Genomic DNA, 17,753 nt, shown 5'->3' with positions numbered 1-17,753 from the left:
CGATAAATTTAACTTAGTACCCTATGAAGTAAAAGAGAAAGAACTTTTCTGCATTGTTTTTTACACAATAAAAGCTACCACCCCCAATGTGAGAGTAGTAGCTTTTAATCTAGGAGTCTTTTGTATATACAATTTTCTTAATACTATCAATTGAGAGGAAAAACTCCTTAGCTAAACCTTTGATTGTATACCCATTTTTATGCCTTATACATATATCTTGATTTCTGTTTTTTATATAATCTCGATTTCCTGAATTTTCTCCCCACTTTTTTCTTGTTTGCCCTTGCGATGGAATATATAAATATCCACCTTGAATGTATTTTTGAATTTCAACAACTAAATTATCTGGTAAAATTACTCTAGCATTTACATAATTCACAAAGCTCATCTCCTTAAAATTATATTCTAATAAGGAAACAAAGCCTGTACATGTATGAGTTTTAATTATTAAAGGCGAGTACTATCTATGTCTCCGTGCAAACTCGCCCAAGCCATACTTACAGACTTTGCACAGAGTTTTGTGTCCTTTTCATGATTATTGAATCCAATGCGCATATTATCACTTCCTAAATAAGAACGTTACATTACAAATAATATCAAATTTTGTACAAAATATCAATTTATTTTATTTGAAGATGCGTGATGAAAAATACATGTTTGAGCGATAGCAAGTTTGTATTTTTTAGCAGCTGTAAATAAAATAAATTTTTGAATTACTTGGCGAAGTGAGCGCATTTTAGCAATATATATTTTTCGTTATAGCATAATATAAGAAAAGATCTTTTGATTTAAAAGAACATTATAAACTATCGTGTTAATTCATCCCAATCTTCCATGATCTCATTTAATTCTATTAGTGTACTAGCTTTATCTTCACTGGTTATGGAGCCACGAAGTTTAGCTATATTTAAACTTATATTATATATTTCATCTCGCTCAACACTAAATTGAATACGTGGAATTATTTTTTTCCAGGCTGAATCAATATTAGTCACATCTTGCTGAAGCATCTCCCATTTTTCAGATTTTGCATGTTCTATGGATACCTCTACAAAAGCAACTACATCTTCCGACTGGTTATGAGGTTTTTTTAAATAATTACCACCAAGCATTAATAATACAAAGACTGTTAAAGTAACTATTGGTATAGAGTATGATATTAATTTTTTCATAAAGTTAAGTTACTCCCTTATATTTTATTTGTTATTTTTTTTATATGATCTTTATAAAGATCTACATGTAGGCCACTGGTGGCATTATAAATAGCTAAGAATACTTCGGAAGCGTCATTAATGCCTTTGCTTTTTAATTGTTTCATTAGCCATCTTTCATTCCTATTAATCTTATCTAAGCTATCTTGCAAAATGGAGCCATCGTAAATTACTTCAAAATCAATACTGGCAGGTGAAGTTTTAAGATTTAAATCCTTTGGGGTAACTGGATCACACTGAGTTTTTTTTAAGATAGACAATTGACCATCTTTTTCCAGGATTGCATAAGCCACTTGGTCTATATCAAAAATATCTTTATCTCTTAACTGTGATAGAAGGTCACCTATGGTGTATCGAAACTTTTTCATGGATTCCTCTAGTATTTTTCCATTTATAATAACGATGGTAGGCTGTCCATCTAGGTATTTTTCGGCAGTCTTTGATTTAAGAGTTATTAATTGTAAAATTAAGCATAAAGCAGTCCATGTAAATAGTCCTACCCAATGAGGCCATGCTCTACTAGTTAAGTCTGTAGTTAGAGAGGAGGCTGTAGAACCTATAGTTATACCAACTACATAATCAAAAAAAGTAAGCTGACTAACCTGCTGCTTGCCGAGAATACGGGTAAATATCAATAAGGTAAAAAAGCCAATGATTCCTCTGACTAGTACTATTAGGCCTTCGTTCATGGGAACAACACCTTCCTTCAATAATATTATATCCAAGTTTATAAGTTATATTAATTTTAATATTTTACAAACAATAAATTTAAATTATTATTTCCTCAAGGTGAAATTTAAGTGATGAGTTAGCCAAGTTACTTACCACTTGCAACCTGGGTGGCACCAGAGATATAATAAGCGTGTATTCAAGTAAAAAACAAAAGGATGATAAAGATGGATTTGATAAAAATTGTTTCAAATGTTCAGAAAATTTCTGAGGCAATATCAAGTGTCATAGGGGTAGATGTGACTGTTGTAGATAATAATTATAATAGAATAGCAGGTACAGGAAGATATAGAAATTCTCTTTTCGAAAAAGTAAATGAAAAATCTGCTTTTGGGTTTTCTTTAACACAAGGAGAAAGTTTTATTATTGAAAATCCTAGGCAACATTTTACATGTTTAGAATGTGAGAATGCTTACAACTGCGAGGAATTTGCAGAGGTTTGTTGTCCAATTCATGTAGGAGATGTCACTGTTGGAGTTATTGGGCTTATTGCCTTTGAAGAAGAGCAACGGGATGCTATTATAAATAATAAAGAAAATCTAATGAATTTTTTAAATAGAATGGCGGATTTAATATCATCAAAGTTATTAGAACAGGAAAATACAGAGCAAATAAAGCTTTTAGTAAGTGAACTAGAGATAGTTCTCGATGCTGTAGATAGAGGGATTATAGCGGCGGATCACGCAGGAAACATTCTTCATTATAATACCAAAGCAGCAGAGCTATTTAAGCTTCAGGGAAATCAAATTTTAAAAACTAATATAAAAAAATTTATTGGTAGTTTAGATTTTGATTTGCTTATTGAGGAACATAAAAATTTAAAAAATAAAGAATTCACTTATAATAATAATAGCCATCATTTCAGGGGAGTTTTTGATGCAAAGCCTATTAGTATCGGCGATAAAAGCTTTGGCATAGTATGTTCTTTTAGTAATATTTCTGATTTGTTAAAAACAGTAAATCATATTACCACGGGTACCATGGTTACTTCCTTTGACAGTATTATAGGCAGTAGTTCTTGTTTAGAGCAGGTTAAAGTAGAAGCAAAAAAGGCTGCGAAATCTACTTCTACAGTGCTTATTCAGGGAGAAAGTGGAACGGGAAAAGAATTATTTGCAAGGGCTGTTCACTTTTATAGTGCTAGAGCTAAAGGGCCTTTTATTCCAATAAATTGTGCAGCTATTCCAGAACAATTACTAGAAAGTGAGCTTTTTGGGTATGAGGATGGAGCATTTACAGGAGCAAGAAGAGGTGGTAAGGCAGGGAAATTTGAACTCGCAAATAAGGGAACTATATTTTTAGATGAAATTGGAGATATGCCTATTCATCTTCAAACTAAACTTTTAAGGGTAGTACAGGAATACGTTATTGAGAAGATTGGCGGAAAAGAATCCATTCCTATAGATGTAAGAATTATTGTAGCTACTAATAAAGATTTAGAAAAAAAAGTGTTAGAGGGAGAGTTTAGGCAAGATTTGTTTTATAGATTAAATGTAATCCCACTTAATATACCTCCATTAAGGGAGCGAAAAGATGATATAGTGATTCTTATGGATTATCTTTTGGAAAAATGCAACGTTAAGCTAGAAAAGCATATAAGTAAAATAGAAGATTCTGTTTTAGAAATTTTCATGAATTATAAGTGGCCAGGGAACGTACGTGAATTGGAAAATACCATAGAATATGCCGTAAATATGTGCGGTAGTTCAGTTATAAAATGTATGGATTTGCCTAAGAGGTTGAAAGCTTCATCAAATACTTTAGAAATTAATAAAAATATAGGTATTATACCTATTAAGGAATTAGAGAAAAAAGAAATTTTAAAAGCGTTAGAACATTTTGGACATAGCAAACAAGCGATTACAAAGGCTGCTGAAGCTTTAGAATTAAGTAGAGCAACGCTGTATAGAAAATTAAAAGAATATAAAATGGAACAGTATCAAAATGAGAATTAATTCTCATTTTGATACTGTTTTTCTTTTGTTTTTATCATTTTGAGAAAAATAAAATTAAGGGGGCTATTATACCAATGATTTTATTGGCATGAATATTGCTTTAATATGTATTAGTAGTATTAAAAAACATTCATAAAGACTACATAAATTTTTGATATATTTAAATTTGATAGTATACATATTTTTAATAATATAATTCATAGAGGGAGTGATTTCATGAAATTAAGAAATCTTATAGTTGAAACGTTGAAAGAGGAAGTAGTTCCTGCCATGGGATGTACTGAACCAGTAGCTGTTGCTCTTGCTTGCGCAAAGGCTAAAGAATTAATGGCTTTTAATTATATAGAGAGTGCAAAAGTTTTTGTTAGTCCGAATATATACAAAAATGGATTATCAGTTGGTATACCAAATACAAAGGAAGTTGGCCTTCATATCGCAGCGGCCCTTGGGTTTATTGGTGGAGAAAGTGAAAAGGATTTAAGAGTACTTGAAGGAATTAATGAGAGGCAAGTACAACTTGCTAAAGAACTTTTGCATAGTGGAAAGGTATCATTGGACATTAAAGATACTGAAGACAAGATTTATGTAGAAGTAAATTTTGTGACAGATAAAGGCAATTGTAATGTGATTATAAGCGGAAAACATAATAGATTTGTTTATATTGAAAGACTAGGAGAAGTCCTTTTAGATTTAAGAAAAGGGGATAAAAAAAGCAATATTGGAAAGAACATTCTATATGGTTTAAAAGTAAGAGAAATCATAAGCGAAATTGAAAAAATTCCTCATGAAGATATAGCTTTTATGTTAGATGGAGTAGTAATGAATGAAGCTATAGCTGAAGTTGGACTTAAAGAAAAAATGGGTATGGGGGTTGGATTTAGTCTTAAAAAAGGTATGGAGCAAGGATTTCTTTGTGAGGACTTAATGACTTCTTCAATGATGCTAACTGCAGCTGCTAGCGATGCTAGGATGTCCGGAATAAATTTATCAGTTATGAGCAGCAACGGAAGTGGAAATAATGGGCTTACAGCAATTTTACCATTAGTAGCATACAAAAATAAATTTAATGTGACTGATGAAAAACTGGCTAAAGCAGTTGCAATAAGTCATATTATGAATAGCTATATAAAACATTATATAGGGAGATTATCAGCGCTTTGTGCTTGTGGTGTTGCAGCTGGAACTGGTTCTGGGGTAGCTATAGCATGGTTAATGGGTGCGAGTGAAGACCAAATAGAGGGTGTTATAAAGAACACCCTTGCAAATACAAGCGGTATGATATGTGATGGTGCAAAGGAAGGATGTGCATTAAAGCTTTCCACATCTGCATCAGTTGCTGTGCAATCCGCAGTTTTAGCTATAAATGGTTCTATTGTACCTGCAAGAAATGGAATTGTTGCAGAAACTGCTGAAGATACAATTATGAATTTAGGAGTTTTATCTTCAGAAGGCATGAATATTGCGGATGTTGTTATATTAAATACTATGAAAAAAATGCAAAAAGAGTTTGAGACCTTGCCGTTACATGAAAATTCAAAATCATACTTAAAAAAACAAGGCATTATTGCATAGCATTTAATAAAACAAATAATAAGTGAGAATGTATTATATTTTACATCTTATTCTCATAAATTTATTTAAAAAAAACTGTAATTTACTATTGAATTTTATTTTAATTCTGATATAATAAAGTCAATAGATAGTAATTAAACTTACTTAAAAATTTTATATGAATATATATTTCTGGGATATTCGTGAAGCTCTTATTTTCAACCTACAGTATTAATACGGGAGTTCAAGATCTAGATGCATACTAGGCCTATAAGACCAATATTTAATTGGCAAGGACTGCTGAACATCTCTGAGGACACCCACCTATCATAAAGATAGGTGCAAAAATTGGGGCAACGGTACCTTGGATTATAAATTTAAAAATTTTGGTTCGTTTATAAAAGAGATAGAAATATCTCTTTTTTTAGTTTATAAAAAATTATTAAATTTTGAAAATTAATGGGGGACGGTTAACAACTATTTATACTTTTCTTTTTTATGCTATAATTGTATTAAATTAATAAGGCAGTTATAAAAAAATACTAGCTTAATGAATAGTTGCTTTTGAATATGATTAGTATAGAGGTGAAGTTTTATGACAGATGATAAAATTCTACAAATGATAGAGAGTAACCCAATTATTATAAAAAATATTAAAGAACTTAGTGAGGAAATGAAGATTAGGGCTATAAAAAAAGATGGGATAATGATACGTTATATAAAAAATCCTACAAAACAGATGCAAGACATGGCAATAAAAAGTAATTGCATGGCCATTGAGTTTATAGAAAATCCAACTTATGATATGAAAAAATATGTTGTATCAAAGATTTGGAATACTTTAGACTTTATAGAAAATCCCAGCGCCGAATTAATAAAGATCGGTATTAAGCAAAAAGGATATGCAATAAAATATGCCAAAAGCCCCAGCATCGAATTACAAAAATTAGCTATAGAAAGAGATTATGACTCTATAAGATTTATAGACAGCCCAATTGAAGAAATACAACTTTTAGCTATAGAAAAAAATTATGAGACTTTAAGATATATAGAAAATGCAACTATAAAGGCGGAGATATTGGCCATTACGGAAAATGAAGCTGCTATAAAGTTCATTTTAAACATAGATGAAAATAAAAAAATATTGTTTTTAAAACACAATTCCCTGGTAATGAAATATTTTATTAATGACCTACCAAGGGATACGGTAGAGATGGCTTTTAAAGAGGTATTATCTAAAGAAGATATATCAGAAAAATATGTAAGAGATTTTATTAACTGTGAAAGTATAAATGAGAAATATGGTAATATATCATTGGATAAAATCATTTTTATTTATAAATATGGAAGTAAAACCTGCAAAAAAATAGCGGTTGATGAAAAATTGAAGATGATCTAAGAGGAGATAAGTTATGAATTTTAAGGATACGCTGCAAAGTGCGGAGCTTGTTATAGAAACGAATGAAGTACCAATAATTGTAGGAGAAAGCGGTATAGGAAAAACTGCCCTAGCTAAAGAACTCGCAAAAAAGAAAGGCTGGAGCCTAGTTGTTATAGATGGAAACCTTTTAAAAGAAGGAGAAATAGGTGGTCTTCCAACAGTTGAAGACTATAGTTTTAAGGATGATAGCGGTAGGGCTATTAGTAAAAAAAATACTGTTTACGCGGTTCATACAAAGCTACAGGAAATAGATAGTTTGATAGATGATGGCAAAGAAGTGTTTTTATTTATTGATGAGATAAACCGTTGTGAGCATACTGTGCAACAAGAACTTATGAATCTTATATTAAACCGAGATATAAATGGGTATAAGCTTCATGATAGAGTGAAAATATTAGCTGCAATGAATCCTTCTAGTAAATATGGAGACGATGTTGACTATCAAGTAGTTGATATGGATGCAGCACAAGAAAATAGATTTGTTTGGCTTTATATGGAAAGCGACTCAAAAGCTTGGCTGAGCTGGGCTATTGAAAATAAAATAGAGCAAAAGGTTATAGAGTTTATATCTACTTTCCCGGAATATTTACAAAGTACACTAAAGGGTGAGCAGATAAAGGCAACTCCTAGAAGCTTTGAACGGGTTTCTAAAAGCTATAGGATTTACAAAACAAATAAAGATAAGACTCCTAAAAGAGTATTTTTAAATATTCTAAAAGGTAATTTAGGTGATAGAATTGCTCATGAGTTTATGGCTTTTGAACAGGAGAATAATAAACCTTTAATTTCTTATGAAGAGGTGTTTGAGCCTTCAGAATTGACACAAGAGGTTATAGGAAAAGTAAAAAAAGAAAGCCACACAAGATTATACTTGATAGCAAAGAATATTTTGCATAATTTAGATAGAAAAGAAATTTTAAATAGCGATATAACAAGATTTGTAGAGTTTTTGGGGTTATATCCTGTGGACCTAGGCATAGGGATTATGCAGGATATTAAAGAGAGTTATAATGTTGTTTATAAATTATGTTTGGAAAATGAAGCTTTCGTTGAAATGTATTTTAAGGCCTATAATGAGATAAAAGGCTAGGTGATATTATGGGAAAGGTATTTGAAAATCTTAAAAACTCACTTTACGACCAGATTTCTAATCTGAAAAGAATTGAAGACATGCCAAAAGATTTTAATGAAGAATTTTTGAAACTTGTTACTATGGTTAATTTTATGCTCATAGAAGATAATGAAAACTTTTATGGCTATTTTCTACTTCAAATGTCTAGAGAAATAAAATATGATATAACGTCGCCCACAGCTGTGAATTTTAAATTGTCTAAATATGTAATTTATTTCAACCCATATATTTTTTTGAATCTTACAGGGGAGCAGATGAAAAGCACTATTAAGCATGAGATTTATCACATACTATCATTTCATTTAAATCGTGCGAGAGTACTTAAAACAAAATATAGTAACTTGGCTATTAATATGGCGATGGATATAGTAGTTAATCAGCATCTAAAGGATCTTCCACACTTTGCTACAACTTTAGATAGTATAAATTTTAAGTATAGTTTAAATATGCAACCTTATATGATTATGGAGTATTATGTGGATAAAATTCAAATGGCTCTAAATTTATTAGAGGAAAAAGATGAAAGTAAGGAAGATGAGTCTAAGTACGAGCAGATAAAAAAAGAATATGATGCTGCGAGTACTCATGATTTGTGGGAAGAATCCACGGAAATAGATGAGGAGACCCTTAAAAATTTTACAGAGAAATTTGTAGTGTTAGCAGAGAAGGGCGCAGTTCCTCTTTATTTGGAGGATATGCTTAAAGGTCTTGCAGGGAAAAAAGGTGAAATCCCTTGGAATATGTATCTAAGGAAAATGATGGGAACGCTAGAAGGTGACAAAAAGAAGACTATTACAAGAAGAAGTAGACGCCAACCTAATAGATTAGATTTAAGAGGAGAACTTAGGGGGCATACAGCTAGAATTACCCTGGCTATAGACATAAGTGGAAGTATTAGTGATGAGGAATTTCATGGAGCAATAAAAGAGGTTTTTAATATTGTAAAAACTTATAAACATGAAATAACACTGCTTGAATGTGATACGGAAATAAGACAAGCATACAAGGTGAAATCCATTAATAATGTACGTAAGCGAAGCAGTACTGGCGGTGGTGGTACAAAATTTACACCGGTTTTTAATTATGTAAATAATACTGATACAAACATACTAATATATTTTACAGATGGAAAGGGTGAAGTAAACCTAGGTGTAACGCCAAAAGGCTATAAAACCTTGTGGGTTATATCAGGACGTGGTGATAAACTTTCATTAGCGCAGCCCTTTGGCACGGTAAAAAAACTAAAACCTGTAGAGATAAAAGAGGACACTGAGGATAGGATAGATGTAATGGTGGATGGTTTTTCTGGGAATAACCATGAGCCAATATATTAGGAAATTTTTCTTAGCTTATGCTATAAGGTCAAGTATATATTGCTAAAATGCTTTCACTTCGCCAAGTAATTCTAAAATTTATTTTATTTACAGTTGCTAAAAAACATAAACTCGCTTACGCTCAAACATATGTTTTTCTTTACGCACCTGTAAATAAAATAAATTTTGAATTACTAAGGCTTATTCAAATGCATTCTTCGCAATATATACTTTTGTTAGCATAATCTAAGAAAAAATACTTAAACTAAATTTTAATAGTTTGTGCAGTGTGTTGTAATTATAATTGCAAATATAATAGCTTTATTTTAGTAGGAAAGATATAATTAAAGTATTCATTGGGCAAAATTAAAACATGAATAATCAAATAAGTTAAAGGCGGAAATATATGAGAAATTTAAAAATGATATTAGAATATGATGGAAGCAGATATAAAGGATGGCAAAAGCAAGAGGATAATGATTTAACGTTGCAAGGTAAAATTCAAAGTGTATTGTCTAAGATGGCAGGAGAACCTATTGAGGTTTCAGGTTGCGTGCGAACAGATGTAGGGGTACATGCTGAAAATTATATGGCGAATTTTCATACAAATAGCGATTTAAGCAATGAGGCTATACTGGATTATCTATATGAATTTTTACCAGAAGATATAGTAGTGAAATCTATGGAAGAAGCAAGCGAAAAATTTCATGTGGCATATAACATAAAATCAATTACTTATGTGTATAAAATAAATAATAATGAATTAAGAAATGTATTTAATAGAAAATATGTTTATCATAGTGAGGGCAAACTTAATTTAGAAGAAATGAGAATTGCAGCAGAATCTTTAGTTGGAACTCATGACTTTCAGGGGTTTACTACGGTCACATCTGATACTAAATCTACTATTAGAACTATTAATTATATAAACATAATTGAGAAAAATGATATGGTCGAAATAGAAATTAATGGTAATGATTTTTTATGGAATATGGTAAGAATTATTATAGCAAGCCTTATAGATATAGGTGAAGGAAAGCTAGAGGTAGAAGATATAGAAACGCTGTTAACTGAAAAAACAGAGTCAAAATATAGCTTAATGGCTAAATCAAAAGGGCTATCACTAAGAAATATTGAATACTAAGAATGAAAAAGTAAGGAATATCTAAATTAAGAGGTTTTCTTACAATTTATCTTTTAAATAATTATACAAAATGGAGAAAGTGATATGGCATTCACTTTCTCCATTTTAGAGTCTTTTCTATTTAACTGTTACTAGCTCATATTCGTCAGTACCAATGCCAATAGCTTTTGCATGGGCTAGACCAACCTTCCAATTTGTATCAGGATGTATATGAGAAAATTTATCCAGGCCATCATGATAATGTCTATCTGAAAGCTCAGTTGAATTTAATGCAGTTGCACTGTTAACCATGTCAACACAGGCCTTATCTAAGGCTACTGGGTCAAAGGAAGCAGCGATACCTATATCTGGAACAATTGCTACATCGTTTTCCGGAGAACAATCACAATTAGGGGAAACATTCATAATAAAGCTAATATGAAAATTTGGTTTGTCTTTAATAACAGCATAGGTATATTCTGCAATTTTCTCATTAGCACTATCAGCAGATTCATTCCACTTTACTGTTGCGCAATTAAAACGGCATACTGCAACACATTGGCCACAGCCTACGCATTTATCATAATCTATAGTTGCCTTTTTATTTTCATCGAAGGAAATTGCTTTGTGCAGGCAATTCTTAAAGCATATTCCACAGCTTACACAGTTATTTTTTTTCATAAAAGGTTTAGATGCAGAATGCATTTCAAGCTTTCCACCAACGGAACCTGAGCCCATACCTAAATTCTTTAATGCTCCACCAAAACCGGTCATTTCATGACCTTTGAAGTGAGTCATAGAAATAATTATATCTGAATCTGCAATGGCTGCACCTATTTTAGCAGTTTTACAATGTTTTTGATTGATTGGAATTTCCCTATAATCTCCACCCTTTAATCCATCCGCTATTATTACGTTACATCCAACAGAAATGGGATTAAAACCATTTTCCATAGCTGACTCAATATGGTCTATAGCATTAGATCTTCTTCCAGCGTATAAGGTGTTTGAATCAGTAAGGAATGGCTTTCCACCTAACTCTTTAATAAGTTTAACAATACTTGCAGCATAGTTTGGCCGTATGTATGAAAGGTTACCCGGCTCTCCAAAATGAATTTTTATAGCCACAAATTGATCTTTAAAATCTATGTTTTTTATACCTGCCTCTACTACAAGTTTTTGAAGCTTATCTAATAGATTACATCCAGGTTTTGTTCTTAAGTTCGTAAAAAATACCTTTGATTTATTCATTCATTTACCCCCTTATATAATTAATTTGAAATATATTTTATATATTTTTATAATTATAGCATATGGAAGCAAACCCTTCCAATTGCATTGGGATCACTCTCAAGCACTTTTATTACATAGGAAATTTTATAAATAAACCAAATAGCAAGAAACATACTAAATGAGAAATATTGATTATGATATAAACTCCAGTAATAATATTAAGAATAATGTTAGATTGTTTTAGTTGAGTTACGGTTGCTCTTTTCATTCTAATGTATATATATAATAATAATAGGGCTGGTAGTACGATTTTCAATATAAAACTAGCAGATGTACTTTGAACTACATTTATCATTAAGCGATTTGCCTCCATAAATAAGCCTGTAGACAGGAGTAAAAGAGTAAAGAATATATCTGTTACATTAAGTATGTATAATATTAAAAGCTTATGTTTTATATTTTCAAATGTATAGTTTTTTATAAAAAACATCAATGTAAGCGCCTCCATTAAAGGTTAGGATATCTTAGTGGAATAATGAATGTATTATTATATACTATGCTAAAGTTTATTTTTATGTGCCTAGTGTTTGCATATAAAAAATAAATATACAGTGATATGAAGGTGGGAGCTAAAGAAGAGGTTCAACTTGATGCTCCCACTATTGCATCAGCCTTAAAAGAATTCAATATGGATTAAGTGCACAGCACTGTGCGTTAAGTGAAAAGAGCTGTGGATAACCGCAGCTCTTTAAAATTTATTTGTTATTTAAATAATCATCTTCATATCCATTTATCTTTTTAATAACCTTTGTCAATACTTCATCTACTTTAGAAAAATCCATATTTGGAATAAAGGAAGTTTCAAGTTCGTCATGTAGAGCTTTAGCTTCTTTTATTGTAGCTAAACCCTTGTTTAAAAGTGTGAAAAACTGGGTTGCATCATATTCCATTTCAGCTTTGTTTTTTTCAAGGGTACTAAGATTTAAACAGTCTCTCATGTCAATTACAGTACCGGGTAGATCTAAATTGTTTATTTCATTGGAGGTTAATATGGCAACATTTAAGTCAGGAATCAATATATGCTCGATTTTTTCAGGAATAAGGGGTGTATGGAAAATTTCTACATAGTGACCACGCCTTAAGGCTTCAGAAGATAAGAATTCTAGTATACTTGACTTGCCAGTACCAGGACCGCCTTTTAGTACATAAATTTTCTTGTAATCTGAGCACAAGTTTTCAATATAGGTGATAATACCATTAGGTGTAAAAGCTGTAGCAAATAAATGTCTATCATAACCCATATTAGATGCTGGAGTAGTAAATAGTGATTCTTTTAGATTTTCTTTTAGTAGGTTTAGCTTATTAATATTTAAGGCTTCATTATTATAGGTATACCAATCATCATAAACTAATTTAGCTGCTCCAAAAAATTTATAGGCTCTTTTAAAAGTTTTACCCACTTTTTTGTTTGTGTCGATTATTTTATGCCTATATTTCTTAAAGCCTTCCTCATCCCAACAATCTCCCATGTTTAGAATTTCATCTACAGCTCCAGGATTTACGGGGTCTACTACATGAGGTGAAGTCCCATCAAGTATTGCTACATTAAGTCCTTTAATAACTAATCCATCTAATGAATTATTATCAGAAGAGCAGTGATGGTATTCTATGTCGTAGCCTTTTTCATTAAAGTATTTACCAACTTTCTTCATTAAGGAGGATTTACCTGTTCCAGGGCCTCCTTTTATGCATATTATTCTTCTTGCTTCATCCTGACCTAATATATACCTATAGAAGGAATAGAAGCCTCTTGAAGTATTGCCACCGGGAAAAATATTTTTAATAGTACCTTGCATAAATATCACACTCCATATCATCATATCAATATATAATATTCACAAGCATAGAAAATGGTGATATAGAAAACCGTGATAATATAATTTAGACACCGCCTAAATTAGAAGAATATATAATTCAACAATTGAAAATAAGTTAAAAACTAGGGTTGACAAAAATAAAATATGGCATATAATAAAAACATAACTATTCCTATATGAATACTAATATATACAATGAAAAAGGAAAGTAATATGTTCGAAGGGTACAGAGAGGAAGCACTGCTGAGAAGCTTCTACCGAAAGATATATGAAGTGCCCTTTGGAGTATGGACCCGAAATTATAGTAGGGGACTACGGGTTGGCCCGTTAAAGCGATAAAGCATTTTGTGCTTGAAATTAAGTGAGATTTTATATCTAATTAGGGTGGGACCGCGAAGTTTATAGCTTCGTCTCTATAAAAGGAGACGGGCTTTTTTGACGTCAAAAATATATCTGTATTTTTGAGAAAGGTCTTAGCCACAACACTATTTTTAAATATGTTACGCAAAAATTAAATGGAGGCGATGTTATGGGTTCGTTAGATTATTTTAATAAGATAGCTAAAAGTTGGAACGTAATAAGAAGTGAGTATTTTGAGGAAAGGTTAAAGTATGAGGTATTATCTAAAGTAAATATAAAAGATAAAGTAGTGGCTGACCTTGGATGCGGTACTGGATTTTTATCCTTGGCACTGGCATTAGAGGCAAGTATTGTATTTTCTATAGATCAATCTGTAAATATGCTTAGAGAATCTAAAAAATTAATGGAAACTAAAAAATTCAACAATGTATATCCAATAAAATCATCCATAGATAACTTGGTTTTATTTGATGAATCTGTAGATGTGGTATTTATTAATATGGCTCTTCATCATGTGAAGGATGCTAAAAAAGCTATTGAGGAGATGTATAGAATAATTAAAAAAGATGGGACTTTAATAATATCAGATGTACTAGAGCACAATGGTCAGTGGGCAAAGGATGAGATGTTTGACGAATGGCTTGGTTTTTCAAATCAGCAGTTGGAAGAGTGGTTAACTGGCGTTGGGTTTGACATAGTGAATATTGAAAATACAAATTTAAAATGCAAAGGATATTCTAGCAAAGGTGAATTTACTGAAACTGGGATTTTCATTGCAGTAGCAAATAAAGGAGGGCTAAATTATGAAATTTAATTCATTATTAATGCAAGAAGAAATGTCTAAGGAAAAGGTTAAAGTTGAAAGTTTTTCATTAGATCACACAAAGGTAAAGGCACCTTTTGTAAGAAAGTGCGAGGTAAAGGTAGGTGAGAAGGGTGATATAGTAACAAAGTTTGATTTAAGATTCATGCAACCAAATGTTGAGTTTATGGATATAGCAGCTATCCATACCTTAGAGCATTTGCTTGCTGGATATATGAGAGAAGTAATGGAGGGAATTATAGACATTTCACCTATGGGATGTAGAACAGGGTTTTATATGATTACATGGAATGATGTGAGTGTGGATAAGGTTATAGAAACTTTAAATTATGGACTTACAAAGGTAATAGAGTCAGAGGAGACACCAGCAGCCAATAAATTTCAATGTGGAAATTATAAAGACCATTCCTTAGAAGGTGCAAAAGAATATGCAAAATTAGTTCTAAATAGGGGTGTTAGCAGTGAAATATATAAATAGCATATTAGATATTATAGGAAATACACCACTTATTAAATTAAATAATTTGGGCGTAAAAGAAGGTGTAAATATCTTCGCAAAACTAGAGGGGGAGAACCCCGGTGGTAGTGTTAAAGATAGAGTTGGAGTTTACATGATAAAAGATGCAGAAGACAAGGGTATTTTAAAGGCTGGATATACCATTGTCGAAGCTACTGCAGGAAATACTGGCATAGGAGTTGCGCTTGCAGCCTTAAATAAAGAATACAAAGTAATATTTGTGGTTCCAGAAAAGTTTTCTGTAGAAAAGCAAACCCTGATGAGAGCATTAGGAGCAACTATTATTAATACACGGAGGGAAGACGGAATGCTAGGGGCTATTGCCAAAGAAAAAGAACTACTTAATGAAATTCCTAATTCTATTTCACTCCAGCAGTTTGAAAATAATGCGAACCCAAAGGCTCATTATGAAACTACAGGACCAGAAATATATGATGCCTTAGAAGGCGAAATTGATTATTTTGTGGCAGGAGCAGGTAGTGGCGGTACCTTTAGTGGTGTTATGAAATATTTAAAGGGAATGAATAAAAATACAAAGGGTATATTAGTGGATCCTTATGGTTCAACTCTTGGTGGTGGTGAAGAGTTTTGTTATGATATAGAAGGAATAGGAAACAATTTTGTGCCTGGAACCATGGACATGAGTTTAGTGGATAACATTATAAAGGTTTCTGATGATGAAGCTTTAAACATGCTAAACCTAATTGCAGTAAAAGAAGGGCTTATTGTAGGTAGCTCTTCGGGGGCTGCATTAGTAGCTGCAATAAAACTTGGAAAAACCATTGAAAAGGGGAATATTGTTGTGATACTGCCCGATAGAGGAGATAGATATTTTAGCAAGAACATTTATAATTAATACTTGTGCTTATAAACATACTGTGATAGACTAAGAACTAATTTAATAAGTAAACTACCTAGGGTAGAGGTGCTATATCTAAAAGTACTTGTTCGGAGCTGACAGGCGAGGATGAATAAGGAAAGGAGCTATAGCCGAAGAAGATATATTTTGTGAAAATATTTTCTGGTTTTACATATAATATGTGTACGACTGTCACTGATTTTTCAGTGGAGAACTACAAGGTACACGAAGTTTGTATAAAAATATGTATTTTTATGCAGCAAAGGTGTTCCTTTGCTGCATTTATTTTTTTTGAAACAATAGCTTGATGTTCCTGGAGGTAATTCTAAAAATATTAGTAGTTGATTTAACGACATTTCACAAAATAGGTAAAATCAATCAGTGCACAAGCAAGTACACTAGATATAAAGGGGAATGATTGAATTATGGCAGTGGTTGTTCAAAAATATGGAGGCTCTTCTGTAGGCACTACAGAGAAAATTAAAGGTATTGCACAAAGTATAGTAAAAAGAAAAAATGAAAACACAGATTTAGTTATAGTTGTATCTGCTATGGGGAAAACTACGGATGATTTAATAGCTCTATCAAAAGGTATAACGCAGGAACCAGATAAGAGGGAACTCGACGCTATATTATCAACAGGAGAAATGATTTCAAGTGCACTACTCGCCATGGCAATTAAGGCTTTAGGATGCGATGCTATAAGCTATACTGCACACCAAATTGGCATTCAAACTAGTGGACAATATGGTAAGGCATTAATTAAGGATATACAAGATAAGAAAATTAAAAAAAGCTTAAAAGAAGGCAAAATTGTAATAGTTGCTGGCTTCCAAGGAATAAATGGAGATGGTGATATTACCACCTTAGGCAGAGGTGGGTCGGATACCACTGCCGTAGCTTTGGCTGTTAAACTTTGCGGTAGCTGTGAAATATATACGGATGTGGCTGGAATATATAGTGTAGATCCTAGAGCATATGGAGAGGCTAAGAAATTAGATGAAATAGAATATGAAGAGATGCTGGAGCTAGCCAGTTTGGGAGCTCAAATAATGCATTCAAGGTCTATAGAGCTTGCTCAAAAATATGGTATCCCTATATATGTAGGGCTCAGTAATAGCGATATTAAAGGAACTGTAATTAGGGAGGTTAAAAATATGGATATGGAAAGTAAACCAGTAACGGGAATAGCAACTAGTGATGAGGATGTGGCAGTAACTCTCCAGCGTATACCTAAAGACGTGAATATATTGGCCACTATATTTGAAGCTATAGGAAGTAAAAGAATTAATATAGATATGATAAGTCAAACGTCGCCTATAGATGGAACCGTAAATGTATCCTTTACAATTCCTAAAGAAAGTTTAAAGGATAGTTTAGAAATTATAGATAACGCAATAGTAGATAATAAAGTCATAGTTGATGAGGATATAACTAAATTTTCAGTGGTGGGGCTTGGAATGAAAACAACCTCAGGAGTAGCAGCTAGAGTGTTTAGGGTTTTTAGCAAAAACAGTATCGAGATTAAAATGATTACTACTTCAGAAATAAGAATTACTTGCGCTATTAAAACAGAAGATAAATTAAAGGCTATACAAGTTATTGCAAAGGAATTTAATATGTAAATAA

General features: G+C 31.9%; 16 protein-coding genes, 1 other RNA gene, 1 riboswitch and 1 other annotated feature. Of the genes, 11 read left to right on the top strand and 6 right to left on the bottom strand.

What is annotated here, in order from left to right; genetic code table 11:
• Positions 1–109: 109 nt before the first annotated feature.
• From G9F70_RS21530 to G9F70_RS21520, 3 genes are all read right to left on the bottom strand, one after another.
• A complete protein-coding gene (locus G9F70_RS21530) occupies positions 110–379 on the bottom strand; it encodes a CD3324 family protein (RefSeq protein WP_187352960.1) in 270 nt (89 codons plus the stop codon).
• A 427-nt stretch (positions 380–806) separates the two neighbouring features.
• Positions 807–1,172 (bottom strand): DUF4363 family protein, encoded by a 366-nt coding sequence (locus tag G9F70_RS21525; protein WP_164944046.1) that lies wholly within the window; start codon positions 1,170–1,172, stop codon positions 807–809.
• Positions 1,173–1,189: 17 nt separating this feature from the next.
• On the bottom strand, positions 1,190–1,900 hold the full coding sequence (locus tag G9F70_RS21520) for a DUF421 domain-containing protein (protein ID WP_164944047.1): 711 nt from the start codon (positions 1,898–1,900) through the stop codon (positions 1,190–1,192).
• 207 nt (positions 1,901–2,107) lie between these two features.
• On the opposite strand from G9F70_RS21520, the gene G9F70_RS21515 reads away from it, so the two are divergent.
• From G9F70_RS21515 to truA, 7 genes are all read left to right on the top strand, one after another.
• Positions 2,108–3,895, top strand: coding sequence for a sigma 54-interacting transcriptional regulator (locus G9F70_RS21515; RefSeq protein ID WP_164944048.1), 1,788 nt, complete (start codon positions 2,108–2,110; stop codon positions 3,893–3,895).
• A 216-nt stretch (positions 3,896–4,111) separates the two neighbouring features.
• Positions 4,112–5,467, top strand: a complete 1,356-nt coding sequence (locus G9F70_RS21510; protein WP_164944049.1) for a serine dehydratase subunit alpha family protein — start codon at positions 4,112–4,114, stop codon at positions 5,465–5,467.
• A 165-nt stretch (positions 5,468–5,632) separates the two neighbouring features.
• Positions 5,633–5,820, top strand: a non-coding RNA gene (ssrS, locus tag G9F70_RS21505) — 6S RNA.
• Between the two features lie 221 nt (positions 5,821–6,041).
• On the top strand, positions 6,042–6,845 hold the full coding sequence (locus G9F70_RS21500; RefSeq protein ID WP_164944050.1) for a hypothetical protein: 804 nt from the start codon (positions 6,042–6,044) through the stop codon (positions 6,843–6,845).
• 13 nt (positions 6,846–6,858) lie between these two features.
• A complete protein-coding gene (locus tag G9F70_RS21495) occupies positions 6,859–7,977 on the top strand; it encodes an ATP-binding protein (protein WP_164944051.1) in 1,119 nt (372 codons plus the stop codon).
• A gap of 8 nt (positions 7,978–7,985) precedes the next feature.
• A complete protein-coding gene (locus G9F70_RS21490; RefSeq protein ID WP_164944052.1) occupies positions 7,986–9,353 on the top strand; it encodes a VWA-like domain-containing protein in 1,368 nt (455 codons plus the stop codon).
• Between the two features lie 385 nt (positions 9,354–9,738).
• Positions 9,739–10,476 carry a tRNA pseudouridine(38-40) synthase TruA gene (gene truA, locus G9F70_RS21485; RefSeq protein ID WP_164944053.1) on the top strand — a complete coding sequence of 246 codons (738 nt, stop codon included), beginning with the start codon at positions 9,739–9,741 and terminating at the stop codon, positions 10,474–10,476.
• Positions 10,477–10,593: 117 nt separating this feature from the next.
• Here the strand turns inward: truA and G9F70_RS21480 are convergent, their stop codons facing one another.
• From G9F70_RS21480 to G9F70_RS21470, 3 genes are all read right to left on the bottom strand, one after another.
• Positions 10,594–11,706 (bottom strand): DUF362 domain-containing protein, encoded by a 1,113-nt coding sequence (locus tag G9F70_RS21480; RefSeq protein ID WP_164944054.1) that lies wholly within the window; start codon positions 11,704–11,706, stop codon positions 10,594–10,596.
• 112 nt (positions 11,707–11,818) lie between these two features.
• Positions 11,819–12,178, bottom strand: a complete 360-nt coding sequence (locus G9F70_RS21475) for a DUF5658 family protein (protein ID WP_224617882.1) — start codon at positions 12,176–12,178, stop codon at positions 11,819–11,821.
• Positions 12,179–12,443: 265 nt separating this feature from the next.
• On the bottom strand, positions 12,444–13,544 hold the full coding sequence (locus G9F70_RS21470; RefSeq protein ID WP_164944056.1) for a PRK06851 family protein: 1,101 nt from the start codon (positions 13,542–13,544) through the stop codon (positions 12,444–12,446).
• A 207-nt stretch (positions 13,545–13,751) separates the two neighbouring features.
• Positions 13,752–13,983, top strand: a binding site (T-box leader).
• Positions 13,984–14,094: 111 nt separating this feature from the next.
• Between G9F70_RS21470 and G9F70_RS21465 the strand changes: the two genes are divergently transcribed.
• The 4 genes from G9F70_RS21465 (at position 14,095) to G9F70_RS21450 (ending at position 17,749) form a co-directional block, all read left to right on the top strand.
• Positions 14,095–14,739 (top strand): class I SAM-dependent methyltransferase, encoded by a 645-nt coding sequence (locus G9F70_RS21465; RefSeq protein ID WP_164944057.1) that lies wholly within the window; start codon positions 14,095–14,097, stop codon positions 14,737–14,739.
• On the top strand, positions 14,729–15,226 hold the full coding sequence (locus G9F70_RS21460; RefSeq protein WP_318011006.1) for an S-ribosylhomocysteine lyase: 498 nt from the start codon (positions 14,729–14,731) through the stop codon (positions 15,224–15,226). The genes G9F70_RS21465 and G9F70_RS21460 overlap by 11 nt, the downstream gene beginning before the upstream one ends.
• Entirely contained in the window at positions 15,210–16,121 is a 912-nt protein-coding gene (locus tag G9F70_RS21455) for a PLP-dependent cysteine synthase family protein (protein ID WP_164944058.1), read from the top strand. Before G9F70_RS21460 ends, G9F70_RS21455 begins: the two co-directional genes overlap by 17 nt.
• A 56-nt stretch (positions 16,122–16,177) precedes the next feature.
• Positions 16,178–16,349: riboswitch (Lysine riboswitch) on the top strand.
• A 200-nt stretch (positions 16,350–16,549) separates the two neighbouring features.
• Entirely contained in the window at positions 16,550–17,749 is a 1,200-nt protein-coding gene (locus G9F70_RS21450) for an aspartate kinase (protein ID WP_164944059.1), read from the top strand.
• The last annotated feature ends 4 nt before the right edge of the window (positions 17,750–17,753 follow it).

Origin of the sequence: Clostridium sp. FP1 (genome assembly GCF_011065975.2) — a bacterium.
In the GTDB taxonomy this organism is placed as follows: domain Bacteria; phylum Bacillota; class Clostridia; order Clostridiales; family Clostridiaceae; genus Clostridium_AD; species Clostridium_AD tagluense.
This window is presented reverse-complemented; position numbering and strand designations above follow the sequence as displayed.